We start from the raw sequence: 12,831 nt of genomic DNA, 5'->3' as shown, positions 1-12,831 counted from the left end.
TGATCAAGGAGATTGAGCCGACATGGCCATCGAGGTCCGCATTCCTACCATCCTCCGCAGCTACACCGAGGGCGCCAAGGCGGTCAACGCCAAGGGATCGACCCTCGAAGAGCTGATCGGCGACCTGGAGGCGCGCCACCCCGGTCTGAAGGACCGACTGGTGGACGGGTCCGGGCTGCGCCGCTTCGTCAACGTCTACCTCAACGACGAGGACGTACGCTTCCTCGGCGGGCTCGGCACCCCCGTCGCCGACGGCGACACCGTGACCGTGCTCCCGGCCGTCGCGGGCGGAGCGCGCTGAATGCGCTTCGACTCGTTGATCGACTCGGTCGGGCACACCCCGCTGGTGGGTCTGCCCCGGCTCTCGCCGTCCCCCGACGTACGGGTCTGGGCGAAGCTGGAGGACCGCAACCCGACCGGGTCGGTCAAGGACCGGCCGGCGCTGTGGATGATCGAGCAGGCCGAGAAAGACGGGCTGCTCACGCCGGGCTGCACCATCCTGGAGCCGACCTCCGGCAACACCGGCATCTCGCTGGCGATGTCGGCCCGGCTCAAGGGCTACAAGCTGATCTGCGTCATGCCGGAGAACACCTCCGAGGAGCGCCGCCAGCTGCTGCGCATGTGGGGCGCCGAGATCATCTCCTCGCCGGCCGCGGGCGGCTCCAATGAGGCGGTGCGGGTGGCCAAGGGCCTCGCGGCCGAGCATCCCGACTGGGTGATGCTCTACCAGTACGGCAACCCCGCCAACTGGCGCTCCCACTACGAGTCGACGGGGCCGGAGATCCTCGCGGACCTGCCGACCGTGACCCACTTCGTCGCGGGGCTCGGCACGACCGGCACCCTCATGGGCGTCGGCCGCTACCTGCGCGAGCACGTGCCGGACGTGAAGATCGTGGCCGCCGAGCCGCGATACGGCGAGCTGGTCTACGGCCTGCGCAACGTGGACGAGGGGTTCGTGCCCGAGCTGTACGACGCGTCCGTGCTGACCACCCGCTACTCGGTGACCTCGGCCGACGCGCTGCGCCGGACGCGTGAGCTGCTGGCCGCGGAGGGCATCTTCGCGGGCATCTCGACGGGCTGTGCCCTGCACGCGGCTCTCGGCATGGCCCGCAAGGCCGTCCAGGCGGGCGAGCGGGCCGACATCGTGTTCATCGTGGCCGACGGCGGCTGGAAATATCTGTCCACCGGCGCGTACGAGGGCACCCTCGACGAGGCGGAGGACCGGCTCGAAGGCCAGCTCTGGGCCTGATCGCCGCTGAAGGCTGACCGGCTCACCCCGCCCGCTCCGGCATGGGTGGGCCGGAGATCCGGTTCGGGCGGGATGAGCCGGAGTATGGGGATCAGTTGAACACGACCCGGAGTGTGAAGGTCGAGCCGTCCTCGCCGTGGGTGCCGCTCAGGCCGACCGCCCGCAGTTTCTCGGCGTCGGCGCGCTCCTGGCCGTTCAGGCCGTCCAGGTACAGCTTCTCCAGCCGGTCGAGGTCGGCGTACACGGCGTAGGTGGCGTTCGCGGCGTCCGGGACGGCCAGGCGGAACGTCTCGCTCTCGCCGAGCGTGCCGCCGCCGCCCAGCGCGTCGGCGTACTCCTGGGTGCTCGCGATCACGAACCGCCCGTCGCCCTCGGCGGTGGCGATGTCGGCGGACCTCTCCATGCCGTTCAGGTGGCCCTTGACCCGGTCCACCAGCTCGCGCGCCTTGGCGGTGTCCGTCGTGAGCACGGCGCCCACCCGGGGCTGTGCGCCGTCGAGGTCCTGCTCGTCCAGGGCGAGCGTGAGGGAGCGGCCCAGCAGCGTCGCGAGGTCGTCCGGCAGGGACAGGCCGTACTGCGTCCGCGCCTGGTCGAGGGCCTGCCTGACCGTCTCGCCGCCCGAGCCGCTCGCGGTCTGTTCGATGGACGGCCACTGCTCGCGCAGCAGGTCGCCCAGGCCGGAGATCGAGGCCGCCGCGACCGTGGAGGCGGGCAGCTCGCCGATCTTCACCGGCTCGGGCCGGCCCGACGCGGCCGTCCCGCCACGGGTGATCCCGGCCAGTTCGGCGTAGTCGCCGGAGAACCGGAGGGCGCCGGCGAACCGCATGCCCCTGATCTGCTGCAGCACGGGCGTCGCGGCGACCTCGCTCCAGCCGGCGTCGGCGACCTTCTCCACGTCCATCCAGAACGACAGCACGCCCTGCTCGCCCAGCGCGCCGAGGTCGGCGGCGAAACGAGGCTCGCCGGACAGCGGCGCCGCCTTGACGTACTCGTCGGCCAGCTTCTGGCTCATGGCGATGATCGCGTACCCCTCGCGGAACGCCAGGCCGCCCTTGCCGCCGCCGAGGCCCATCTTGGCGATGCCGGTCCGGGCCGCCACCTCGTCCTTCACCTGTACGGCGAGCGCCCCGACGGGGTCGCCGCCGCCGTCCGCGGGGAGCACGGCGAGGCCGACGCGGTCGCCGAGCCAGGGTTCGACGTCCCTGGCGTAGTCGACCTTCGAGAGGTCCTGGTCGTCCTTCTGCAGCGCGGTGACGAGGGCCTTGCGCGGGTCGTCGCCGCCGAAGGAGTCGCGGGTGGCCGAGAACTTGCGGGCGATGCCGAACAACGCGAGCTTCTGCCCGGCCGACGGGTCGAGGTCGAGCCGGACGTAGGCCATCGCGTTCGCGGGCAGCACGTCCTGCGGTTGCGTGCCGCCGCCGCTCAGCTTCGAGGCGGCCCACACGCCGCCGCCGCCGACCACCCCGACGAGCACGGCGGCCACCAGCGCGAGGATCCAGCCGCGCCCCCGGCGGGCCCGGTCCTGGGGAGGCGCAGGCGGGCCGGGTACGGTGGCGGAGCCGATCTCCTCCGGCTCGGTCCAGGACGGCAGCCGCACGGTGTGCGCCTCGTGGCGCTCGTGCGCCTCGTTCGCGGCGGCGCGGGGAACGCGATAGGCGACGGTGCGGTCGAGGTCGGGTTCGTCACCCGGCCGCCAGGGGCTCGGGGTGTGCGGGGAGATGTCGGGGGACATGGGGCTCACTCACATGCGTCGTCGTCAGGTACGCCGCGACGCTAGGCCGGGCCGGTAGCGACGCGCTTGCAGCCCGCTTGACCGCGAGCCCGATGCCCGCCCCCGGCGAGATCCGCCGGAGCACCACGCTAGAGTAATGAGCAGAACAATATTCGGTAGAGCGGCGAGGGGCGCATGACCAAGTTCGACGAGGCGACGCAGGCCATCCGGGTCGACGACACCACCTATGACGTGTGTCTCGACGACGGATACTCCATCGGAGGGCCGCTGAACGGCGGCTACCTCATGGCCACGATGCTGCGCGCCGTGGTGGACGCCTCGCCCCACGCGCACCCGGTCTCCACGAGCGCCCAGTTCCTGCGGGTGGCCCGGCCGGGCCCGGCCAGGGTGCTGCTCGAGCCGCTCAAGACGGGCCGTACGGCGGCGATGAGCCGGGCGCGGCTCGTCCAGGACGGCGAGTCGTTCATCGAGATGCTCGTCACGACCGCGACCCTGGACGGGGAGGCGGCCCCCGACTGGGCGGACGGCCCGTCCGCCGCGATGCCGGACCTCGCGGACTGCGTGCGCCTGCCCCAACCCAAGCCCCAGTCGAACATGAACTTCAGCGCCCAGATGGAGCTCGCCTTCGACCCGCCCACGATCGGCTGGCTCACCGGCGCGCCGACCGGACGGCCCGAGTCGCGGGCGTACTTCCGGCTGGCCGAGCCGCAGGACCCCGACCCGTACGTGCTGGCGCTGGCGGTCGACGCGCTGCCGCCGGTCGTGTTCTCGGCGGGGGCGCGGGGATGGGCCCCGACGGTGGAGCTGACCTGGCACCTGCGGGCCCTGCCCGCGCCGGGATGGCTGACCCTGATCGGCGGCGGACGGCTGATCAGCGACGGCTGGTTCGACGAGGAGGTCGAGGTGTGGGACTCGGCGGGCCGGCTGGTCGCCCAGTCTCGCCAGATCGCGCGTCTGGGCCGGGGCTAGGTCCTGTTTCTCGGATCACGTGCGGAGCCAGATCACTAGAGCTGCCACGGTCACGGTGCCGAGGTAGATGTAAGCGCGCTTGTCGTAGCGGGTGGCCACAGGCGACGCGGCCCCGTCCCCGGCCGGCACGTGGGAAAGCGGGCAGGTGGACAGGACGCCACTCACCCAGCAGCACCTGGCCATGGTCTTGCGAAAACGACGGCAGCGACACCTGGGACACCTTGCTCGGTGCCGGTTTACAGCACCCTGCCGCGCCTGGCGGCGAGGGCGTAGTCGCGCAGGGACACGCCGATTGTCGGCCGCTGACGCAGAAACTCCTCGACGATGCTCTGGGCCACGTCCGAGTAGGTGATGTGCCAGTGCCCCAGCCCGTGCAGAGCGCTCTCGACGCAGGCGACGTTCTCACTGGACAGCGTGTCACGCATGACCCCGAGCAGCACCTCGTCGATCCTGCGCGCGACGGGGTCATCGGGCCTGCCCCAGGTGGGTAAGACGTCCCACCACATGTAGCAGATGGTGTTCAGGGGGTTTTCCACCGAGTCGCCGTTCTCGCCGTGACTCAACACGTTCTGACACAGGGGTTCGAACAACTGGGCGTACAACTGCCTGACCGCGGCGGCGCATCGGACTCGCAGGTTCTCGGGCACGGACGGGTTGTACAGCTCACGGAACAGCCCGGAGTCGCCCGCAAGGAACCACAGGCCATCCGCGATCCGCTGGGTCGAGTACGTCTCCGCCACTCGACCGGCAGCGGTGAGGAATTCCGTCAGCGAGAGCACGGTGTCGAGGGGATCGTCCAGGAAGTCGCCGTCGTCCCGCAGGACGAGCAAGCGCTGAGTCCACGCTTTGAGATCGATTGCCACCCCCGGACTGTCTCACCCCACCGAGGGCATGCATAGCTGCTGGCGGTCTTGGCGCTCACGCCGGCGAGGATCGGCCACCCGACGCCAGTGGCGGTAGCCGGTCTTCGACCCGCTACCGCCACTGGCCGTTCCATCGCTGCTCGAGCCCCGCCGAGTGACCTGCGCCGCCCGCCCGGGTGCGGGACGCCACCGCCGGAAAGGCTCGCGCAAGGGACTTGCCACCATCGGTAACCCCGCTGAAAGCGGTCCGACCTACACCAAAGGTGGCACCCGCTCCCCAGAAAGGACCACCTGCGATGACACGCACCACCCGCGCCCTCCTCGCCGTCGCCGTCGCTCTCGGAACGGTCGCCGCGACCGTCGCGGTCAGAACCTCCCCCGCGAACGCCGCTGCCTGCGACCCGTCCCGGGTGGCGCCGCCCGGCAGCCTCATCGGCGATTTGTGGCGCTCCAACGGCGGAGAGGAAAGCGTCTACGGCTGCCCGGTCACCAAGGAGTACGGCTACGCCGACAAGCGCGGCTCCTACCAGGAGTTCCGCAACGGCAAGATCGTGTGGTCCCCCGGCCTCGGCGACGGCGCCCTGGTCCGCGCTTACTACTCAGGCGGCAAGGCCGTCTTCCGCTGGAGCGGCCTCGGCCGCGACTGGGACTTCTTCCAGGTCCGCTGGAGCACCACCGCCGGCGGCCAGACCACCCAGGTGAAGGTCGGCAGGCTGACCCCGTGGAGCGGCGTCTATTCGGTGCGCCCCCGGTGTTACTGGAGCAGCGAGGATGGTGAAAATGTCTGCGTCACCACCAACGGCCACGGGGGATACGTCAAGGCCTCCTTCATCGTCCAGGGTTGCGACCGCGGCACCTTCGGCTCCGACTGCGGCCCCTGGAGCATCCCTACCTCTGTCAAGGTCCCCCTCTAACGGCTCGTCGTCCTGTTTCTCGGATCGGACCGTCCCGCACACCATTCCCGAGCCTCATGACCAACAGGACAATCGCCGCAGGCGCGGCTCGGCCGGTGGACGCCCGACCGGGTTCGACAAAGAGCGCTACAAGAAGCGCAACGTTGTCGAGCGGGCGATCAACCGGCTGAAGAACTTCCGGGCTGTGGCCACCCGCTACGACAAGCGCGCTTACATCTACCTCGGCACCGTGACCGTGGCAGCCCTAGTGATCTGGCTCCGCACGTGATCCGAGAAACAGGACCTAGACCGCGTCCCCCCGCGGCCCGGCGCGCGGTGTGAGCATTCTTACCGTCAGCGGCGGGGATCAGTCCCCTAACCTTGGGAAGCGTGCCGGAGGACAACACCAGGGCGATCGGGATCTTTGACAGCGGGGTGGGCGGCCTGACCGTCGCCCGGGCGATCATCGACCAGCTGCCCCACGAATCGATCTTCTACGTGGCCGACACGGCCAACCAGCCCTACGGGCCCAAGAGCATCGCCGAGCTCCGCGCGTACGCGCTGGAGGTCATGGACCACCTGGTCGAGCACGACGTGAAGATGCTGGTCATCGCGTGCAACAGCGCGAGCTCGGCCGTGCTCAGGGACGCCAGGGAGCGCTACGACGTGCCGGTCGTCGAGGTGATCCAGCCCGCCACCCGGCGGGCCGTGCGGGCCACGAGGAACGGCAGGGTCGGCGTGATCGCCACGCGGGCCACCATCGAGTCGATGGCCTACCACGACGCCTTCGCCGCCGCCCCCGACGTCGAGCTGGTCGCGGTGGCCGCCCCCCTGCTCGTGGAGTTCGTCGAACGGGGCGAGACGATGAGCGAGGAGCTCATCGAGGTGGTCAGGGGCTACCTCAAGCCGGTCCAGGACGCGGGCTGCGACACGCTCATCCTCGGATGCACGCACTACCCGCTGCTCACCGGCGCCCTGTCGTACGTCGCCGGGGACGGGGTCACGCTGGTGTCCAGCGCCGAGGAGACGGCCAAGGACGTCTACCGCATCCTGCACGACCGCGGGCTGTCCAACGGCGCGGGCGAGCCGAGGCACCGCTTCCGGGCGACCGGCGACACCGAGCTGTTCGAACGGCTCGGGCAGCGCTTCCTCGGTCCCGAGCTCCAGTCGGTGGAGCGGACCGCCTCCGGTATCGGCGACGTCAGCGGCGTAGGGAGTTCGCGATGAAGTTGACGATCATCGGGTGCTCGGGCAGCTTTCCCGGCCCCGACAGCCCGTCCTCCTGCTACCTGCTGGAGGCCGAGGGCTTCCGGCTGCTGCTCGACTTCGGCAACGGTTCGCTGGGCGCGCTGCAGCGGCACGCCGGGCTCTACGACGTCGACGCCATCCTCCTGTCCCACCTGCACGCCGACCACTGCCTCGACCTGTGCGCCTACCACGTCGTGCGCACCTACACCCCGGACGGCCCGCTGCCGAAGCTGCCCGTCCACGCCCCCGCCGGCGCCTCCAAGCGGCTCAACGCGGCGTACGCGATGCCTGACGAGCCCGTGCTGGAGAACTCCTTCGACTTCGTACGGCTGTCGCCCGGCACCCGGCACGTCGGCCCGTTCGAGGTGACGGCCGCCCCGATGAACCACCCGGTGGAGACCTACGGCTTCCGCGTCACCCACCAGGGTCGTTCCGTCGCGTACTCGGCGGACACCGGCGAGTCGGCCGAGCTGGTCAAGCTGGCCCACGAGGCCGACGTGCTGCTGTGCGAGGCGTCCTTCCTCGACGAGCCGGGCCTGACCCCCGGCCTGCACCTGAGCGGCAGGCAGGCGGCCGAGCACGCCGCCCGCGCCGAGGCCGGCGCGCTCGTCCTCACCCATCTCGTCCCCTGGTACGACAAGTCCCGCATCCTGGAGGACGCCTCGCGCGGCGGCTTCGCCGGCCCGATGGAGTTGGCGCGGAGCGGGGCCGTGTATGACCTAGGGTGACCCGTATGGCTCGTTCACACGGTCGTCGTTCCGACCAGCTTCGCCCCGTGACCATCACCCGGAACTGGCTCGCCCACGCGGAGGGTTCCGTACTGGTGGAGTTCGGGGGCACCAGGGTGTTGTGCGCCGCGACGGTGGAAAGCGGCGTGCCCCGCTGGCGCAAGGGCAGCGGTCTCGGCTGGGTGACGGCCGAGTACGCCATGCTGCCCCGGTCGACCAACACGCGCAACGACCGCGAGTCGGTCCGCGGCAAGATCGGCGGGCGCACCCACGAGATCTCCCGGCTGATCGGCAGGTCCCTGCGGGCCTGTGTCGACTACAAGGCCCTGGGGGAGAACTCCGTCCTGCTCGACTGCGACGTGCTGCAGGCCGACGGCGGCACCCGCACCGCCGCCATCACCGGCGCGTACGTCGCCCTCGCCGACGCGATCGCGTGGATGCGGCAGCGCCGGATGTGCCCCGGCGACCCCCTGGTGAACTCGGTCGCCGCCGTCTCGGTCGGCGTCGTCGGCACCGAGCCGTTGCTCGACCTCGACTACAGCGAGGACGTCAAGGCCGAGACCGACATGAACGTGGTGATGACCGGCAGGGGCGACTACGTCGAGGTGCAGGGCACCGCCGAGGGCACGCCGTTCGACCGGACGACGCTCAACGGCCTGCTCGACCTCGCCGCGACCGGCTGCGCGGAGCTCACCCGCCTGCAGGCCGAGGCCCTCGCCTGATCCACGGGAGAACGACAGCATGAACAAGGTGGTTCTGGCCACCCGGAACGCCGGGAAGATCGTCGAACTGCGCCGGATCCTCGCCGACGCCGGTGTGCCGGTCGAACTCGTCGGCCTGGAGGCGTTCCCGCACATCGGCGACGTGGCGGAGACCGGCCTCACGTTCGCGGAGAACGCGCTGCTCAAGGCGCACGCGGTCGCCGCGCAGAGCGGCCTGCCCGCCATCGCCGACGACTCCGGCCTGTGCGTCGAGGCGCTGAACGGCATGCCGGGCATCTTCTCCGCCCGCTGGTCGGGCCGCCACGGCGACGACGACGCCAACCTCGACCTGCTGCTCGCGCAGATCGCCGACGTGCCGGACGGCCGCCGTCAGGCCCACTTCGCCTGCACGGCCGCGCTCGCGCTGCCGTCGGGGGAGGAGCACGTGGTGGAGGGGGCCGTGCACGGCCACCTCATCCGCGAACGGCGCGGCACGGGCGGCTTCGGCTACGACCCGATCTTCGTGCCGGACGGCGAGACCCGCACGACGTCCGAGATGTCGGCCGAGGAGAAGAACGCGATCAGCCACCGGGGCAAGGCGTTCCGGGCGATCGCCCCGGTGATCGCCGAGGTCGTCTCGTAATACCGCCGTAAGACCGCCGGCGGCCGGGCGGGCGTAGCGTTCGGAACGTGAACGCAGCAGGCACCCGCATGCCCGCCTGGGCGGCCGCGCTGACCGGCCTCGTCGCCGGCGCGGTGGCGCTCGGGGCGGCCCAGATCGTCGCCGGTCTGATCGACCCTGGCGCCGCGCCGGTCGTCGCCGTGGGCGGCGCGATGGTCGACGCCACGCCCGCCGGCCTCAAGGAATGGGCGATCCGCACCTTCGGCGCCAACGACAAGCCGGTCCTGCTCGGCGGCATCGTCGTCGTGCTCGCCCTCGTCGCCGCGGGTCTCGGCCTGCTCGCCCGCCGCCGGGCGGCGTACGGCACGCTGGGACTGGCCCTGTTCGGCCTCGTCGGCGCCGCCGCGGCGCTGTCCCGTCCGGACGCCGGGGTGGCGCACGTCCTGCCCTCGATCGCGGGCGCCGCGGCCGGCGCCTGGACCCTGTCGCGCCTGACGCGGCGCGCCATGGACAGCGGTGAGGAAGAGTACGTGGCCGCCAGCCGGGCCGCCGACCAGGGCACGGGCGACACGGTCCTGACGGCGCCCGCGCCGGCAGGATCGTCGTCGGCTGAGCGCACGAGAGCCGCGAGCCTGCGGGAGGACAGCCGTGCGGCGGAGCCCGGCCCCGCCCTGCCGGCCGTCATGCGGGCGGGCACGGGCCCGGGCGTGGGATCGGGCGCGGGATCGGACTCAGCGCCGTACGCCTTCGACCGGCGCAGGCTTCTGACCGGGGCGGCCGCGGGGGTCGCGGTGGCGGGCGCCGCCGGTCTCGGCGGATGGCTGCTGTCGGGCACCAAGGACGCCGAACTGGCCCGGCGCGGCGTGGCCAGGTTGCTGCCGCGCGCGGCGCGCCCGGCCGCGCCGATCCCCGCCGGGGCGGACCTGCGGATTCCCGGCCTCACGCCGTTCGTCACGCCCAACGCGGAGTTCTACCGTGTGGACACCGCCCTCGTCGTGCCGTCGGTGGACCCGGCCCGCTGGACGTTGAAGATCCACGGGCTGGTGGACAGGCCGGTCGAGCTGACCTTCGCCGATCTGCTCAAACGCCCCCTGACCGAGGCGGACGTCACGCTGACCTGCGTGTCCAACGACGTCGGCGGGCCGTACGCCGGCAACGCCCGCTGGCTCGGCGCCCGGCTCGCCGACGTGCTGCGCGAGGCCGGGATCCGCCGCGAGGCCGACATGCTGCTCAGCGTCTCCGAGGACGGCTGGACCTGCGGCACACCGGTCGACGTGGTCATGGACGGCCGCGACGCGCTGCTCGCCGTCGCCATGAACGGCGAGGTGCTCCCGGAGGCCCACGGCTTCCCGGTCCGTCAGGTCGTGCCCGGACTGTACGGGTACGTGTCGGCGACGAAGTGGGTCACCGAGATCAGGGTCACCCGGTTCGACCGGGAGGAGGCCTACTGGACGCCGCGCGGCTGGGCCCCCCGGGGCCCGATCAAGACCCAGTCCAGGATCGACCTGCCCCGTGACGGGGACGAGGTCACGGCGGGCCGTACGACCGTGGCGGGCGTCGCCTGGGCACAGCACCGGGGCGTCGACGCGGTCGAGGTGCGGGCGGACGGCGGCGCGTGGCGGCAGGCGAGGCTCGCCGACGTGCCCGGCCCCGACACCTGGCGGCAGTGGTCGCTCGACCTGGACCTGACGCCGGGCCGGCACGCGATCTCCGTGCGGGCCACCGACGCGACCGGCTACACCCAGACCGCGGACGAGGTCCCGCCCGCCCCCGACGGCGCCACCGGCCACCACACCGTCACCGTCACGGCCCGCTGACCGTCCCCCGCGCGGTCTCCCGATGGAGAGCCGGGTCTGGAGTTGGGAAAACCCGCCGTGCCCCGGACGGCCCGCCTCTACCATCGGCACCCTGATGTGCGCGAGGAGGGGGGCCAAGCGCGTGAACCAGGAGAGGGCGCGCCGGCATGCAAGGTGGCGGTTGCCGTCCGGTGTGTACAACCCGGTCGTGTCGGCCGACGGCCGGCGATGGCGGGACTACGAGCAGGCCGCGGAGGCGCCTGCTCCCTCGCTGGAGGACCGCCGCCTGGAAGTGCGGCTCGCGGCGCTGCCGCTGGGCGTGGACACCGTGACCATGCCGGTGGTGCCGGCCGCCAGGAACGGCGAGATCGGGGGACGCGGGGGTCATGGCCTGGGGGCGCCGGGCGGACGGCGCGCAGGGTCGCCAGACCCCAGGGAAGCAGGGTCGCCAGACCCCCGGGAAGCCGTCCCCGCCGCGACGCCCGCCGACGCCGGGAACACTCGGAACACCGGGGACCCGGAAGACGCCGAGGACTCTGAGGGGTTCGGGGACCTCGAGGACGCCGGGGAGGCTCCGGAGGCGGCGGAAGAGGTGACGGGAGAGGTGACGGAAGAGGCGGCGGCCGAGGACACCACCGGGGAAGCCGCCGGGGGGACCGCCGCCGACGCCGCACCCGACGGCTCGCCGTCGCCGGAAGAGTCCGGATCGGGGGAGCCCGGCTCGCCTGACCCGGGCCCGTGCGACGCGGGCCCGGGGGAGTCCGGCTCGCCTGACTCCGGTGACCTCGCGCACATGGAAACGCGCCCGGCCGCCGGGATCGAGGCGGCCGACACCGAGGCCGACGTCGAGGCCGACATCGAGGCCGACGCGGGGGCCGACGAGGCCGAGCCCGGGGATCACCTGGAGATCGCCGTCGTCGGAACGCGGGACGGTGCGGCGGTAGACGAGACCTCGACGGCCGTGGCGTCCGTCGAAGGCGATCGGCCGGGCGAGCCGCTGCCCGAGCCGCTGCCCGAGCAGCTGTCCGGGGCGGGACACGACGCCGGTGCCCAGACCGGACAGGGCGAGTGGCTCGCGGAGACCGCGCCCGCGCCGAGAATCACCGCGCAGGCGGACAGGGCCGAGGCCGAGGCGGGGCGTTCCGGACACCCGAACGGAACCGACGCCGGGGCCGGACAGGGGCGACCGCCCGGCGAAACGGCGCCTGCGGCGGCGTTCGGGGCGGCGGGGACAGGCCGGGACGAGCGGCACGAGGAGACGCCCGGCGCGGCCGTGGACGACGGTCCGGAGACGGGCGACTTCGCGGACGCCGACGACTTCTGGTCGGCCGTGCTGCACGACGAGACCGAGCGCGACTGGCTGGACGGTCCGGGCCGCCCGCGACGGCTGGAGGAGACCCGCCCGTACGGCAGGCCCGGCGGCCTGGCCGAGGCGGATCCGGACGGCCAGGTGAGCCTCGTGCAGGCGGTGAGCGGGCGCTTCCCGGACCCGCGCGGCACCTGGATCCGCCTGATCAACGCCGAAGGCCCGACGGAGGACGCGTTCAGGTCCAACAACGCCGTCGACTGCGCGCTGTCGGTGATGTCCACCTGGCATGGCGAGCCCGTCGTGGCGGCACGCAGGCAGCCGGAGTACGACGGGTCGGGACGCCCGCTGCTGACCGGGGAGACAGGAGGCGTCGCCCGCGCCGAGGAGTGGCTCGGGCACCGCTTCGAATACGTGGGCCACGGCCGCCGGGCGTACGTGGCGATCGCGCAGCGGCTGATCTTCGGTGGTCACGGTGCCGCCGCCGTCCTCATCACCCGCTGGGCCGGAGGAGGCAGCCACGCGTGGAACGCCGTCAACTGCCGGGGCGAGGTCCTGTGGATCGACGCCCAGCGGGGTCACATGGCCGTGGAACCGCCGTACGAGGACGTCACGGGGGTCTTCGCGGTAGTGATCGACCGCCAGGGCCGCCGCCTGTGACGGCCCGTGTGTGAGCGGCGCCCGCGCCGCTCGCGCCGCCCGGGGCACCCGCTCGCGCGGGCGG

13 protein-coding genes and 1 pseudogene are annotated in these 12,831 nt (G+C 72.5%); 11 read left to right on the top strand and 3 right to left on the bottom strand.

Annotated elements, in window-relative coordinates:
* Positions 1-22: 22 nt before the first annotated feature.
* On the top strand, positions 23-301 hold the full coding sequence (locus QSK36_RS23325) for a MoaD/ThiS family protein (RefSeq protein ID WP_182901217.1): 279 nt from the start codon (positions 23-25) through the stop codon (positions 299-301).
* On the top strand, positions 302-1,249 hold the full coding sequence (locus QSK36_RS23320) for a PLP-dependent cysteine synthase family protein (protein WP_182901218.1): 948 nt from the start codon (positions 302-304) through the stop codon (positions 1,247-1,249).
* Between the two features lie 91 nt (positions 1,250-1,340).
* Here the strand turns inward: QSK36_RS23320 and QSK36_RS23315 are convergent, their stop codons facing one another.
* On the bottom strand, positions 1,341-2,981 hold the full coding sequence (locus QSK36_RS23315; protein ID WP_285783868.1) for a DUF3352 domain-containing protein: 1,641 nt from the start codon (positions 2,979-2,981) through the stop codon (positions 1,341-1,343).
* Between the two features lie 174 nt (positions 2,982-3,155).
* Here QSK36_RS23315 and QSK36_RS23310 point away from each other — a divergent pair, with 174 nt between their 5' ends.
* Positions 3,156-3,950, top strand: a complete 795-nt coding sequence (locus QSK36_RS23310; protein WP_182901220.1) for a thioesterase family protein — start codon at positions 3,156-3,158, stop codon at positions 3,948-3,950.
* 15 nt (positions 3,951-3,965) lie between these two features.
* On the opposite strand, the gene QSK36_RS23305 is transcribed toward QSK36_RS23310, so the two are convergent.
* Positions 3,966-4,115 (bottom strand): hypothetical protein, encoded by a 150-nt coding sequence (locus QSK36_RS23305; protein ID WP_183535992.1) that lies wholly within the window; start codon positions 4,113-4,115, stop codon positions 3,966-3,968.
* A 71-nt stretch (positions 4,116-4,186) separates the two neighbouring features.
* Complete coding sequence (locus QSK36_RS23300) at positions 4,187-4,780, bottom strand: hypothetical protein (RefSeq protein ID WP_183535442.1); 594 nt, start codon at positions 4,778-4,780, stop codon at positions 4,187-4,189.
* A 329-nt stretch (positions 4,781-5,109) separates the two neighbouring features.
* Between QSK36_RS23300 and QSK36_RS23295 the strand changes: the two genes are divergently transcribed.
* The 8 genes and pseudogenes from QSK36_RS23295 (at position 5,110) to QSK36_RS23260 (ending at position 12,767) form a co-directional block, all read left to right on the top strand.
* On the top strand, positions 5,110-5,727 hold the full coding sequence (locus tag QSK36_RS23295; RefSeq protein ID WP_285783867.1) for an LGFP repeat-containing protein: 618 nt from the start codon (positions 5,110-5,112) through the stop codon (positions 5,725-5,727).
* Between the two features lie 25 nt (positions 5,728-5,752).
* Positions 5,753-5,995, top strand: a pseudogene (locus QSK36_RS43540) (IS5/IS1182 family transposase); the annotation flags it as partial.
* 101 nt (positions 5,996-6,096) lie between these two features.
* Positions 6,097-6,933 (top strand): glutamate racemase, encoded by an 837-nt coding sequence (gene murI, locus QSK36_RS23285; RefSeq protein ID WP_396780765.1) that lies wholly within the window; start codon positions 6,097-6,099, stop codon positions 6,931-6,933.
* On the top strand, positions 6,930-7,682 hold the full coding sequence (locus QSK36_RS23280) for an MBL fold metallo-hydrolase (protein ID WP_139575922.1): 753 nt from the start codon (positions 6,930-6,932) through the stop codon (positions 7,680-7,682). The genes murI and QSK36_RS23280 overlap by 4 nt, the downstream gene beginning before the upstream one ends.
* A 5-nt stretch (positions 7,683-7,687) precedes the next feature.
* The gene (gene rph, locus QSK36_RS23275; RefSeq protein WP_285783866.1) at positions 7,688-8,404 is read left to right on the top strand and encodes a ribonuclease PH; all 717 of its coding nucleotides are present in this window, start codon (positions 7,688-7,690) and stop codon (positions 8,402-8,404) included.
* Positions 8,405-8,423: 19 nt separating this feature from the next.
* A complete protein-coding gene (locus QSK36_RS23270; protein WP_285783865.1) occupies positions 8,424-9,026 on the top strand; it encodes an XTP/dITP diphosphatase in 603 nt (200 codons plus the stop codon).
* Positions 9,027-9,073: 47 nt separating this feature from the next.
* Positions 9,074-10,822 carry a molybdopterin-dependent oxidoreductase gene (locus tag QSK36_RS23265; protein WP_502883329.1) on the top strand — a complete coding sequence of 583 codons (1,749 nt, stop codon included), beginning with the start codon at positions 9,074-9,076 and terminating at the stop codon, positions 10,820-10,822.
* A 121-nt stretch (positions 10,823-10,943) separates the two neighbouring features.
* Entirely contained in the window at positions 10,944-12,767 is a 1,824-nt protein-coding gene (locus QSK36_RS23260; protein ID WP_285783864.1) for a toxin glutamine deamidase domain-containing protein, read from the top strand.
* Positions 12,768-12,831: the final 64 nt, after the last annotated feature.

The sequence above is a fragment of the Microbispora sp. NBRC 16548 genome, from assembly GCF_030268985.1.
Taxonomy (GTDB): domain Bacteria; phylum Actinomycetota; class Actinomycetes; order Streptosporangiales; family Streptosporangiaceae; genus Microbispora; species Microbispora catharanthi.
The sequence above is the reverse complement of the archived record's forward strand: the minus strand, read 5'-3'. Positions and strand labels throughout refer to the sequence as shown.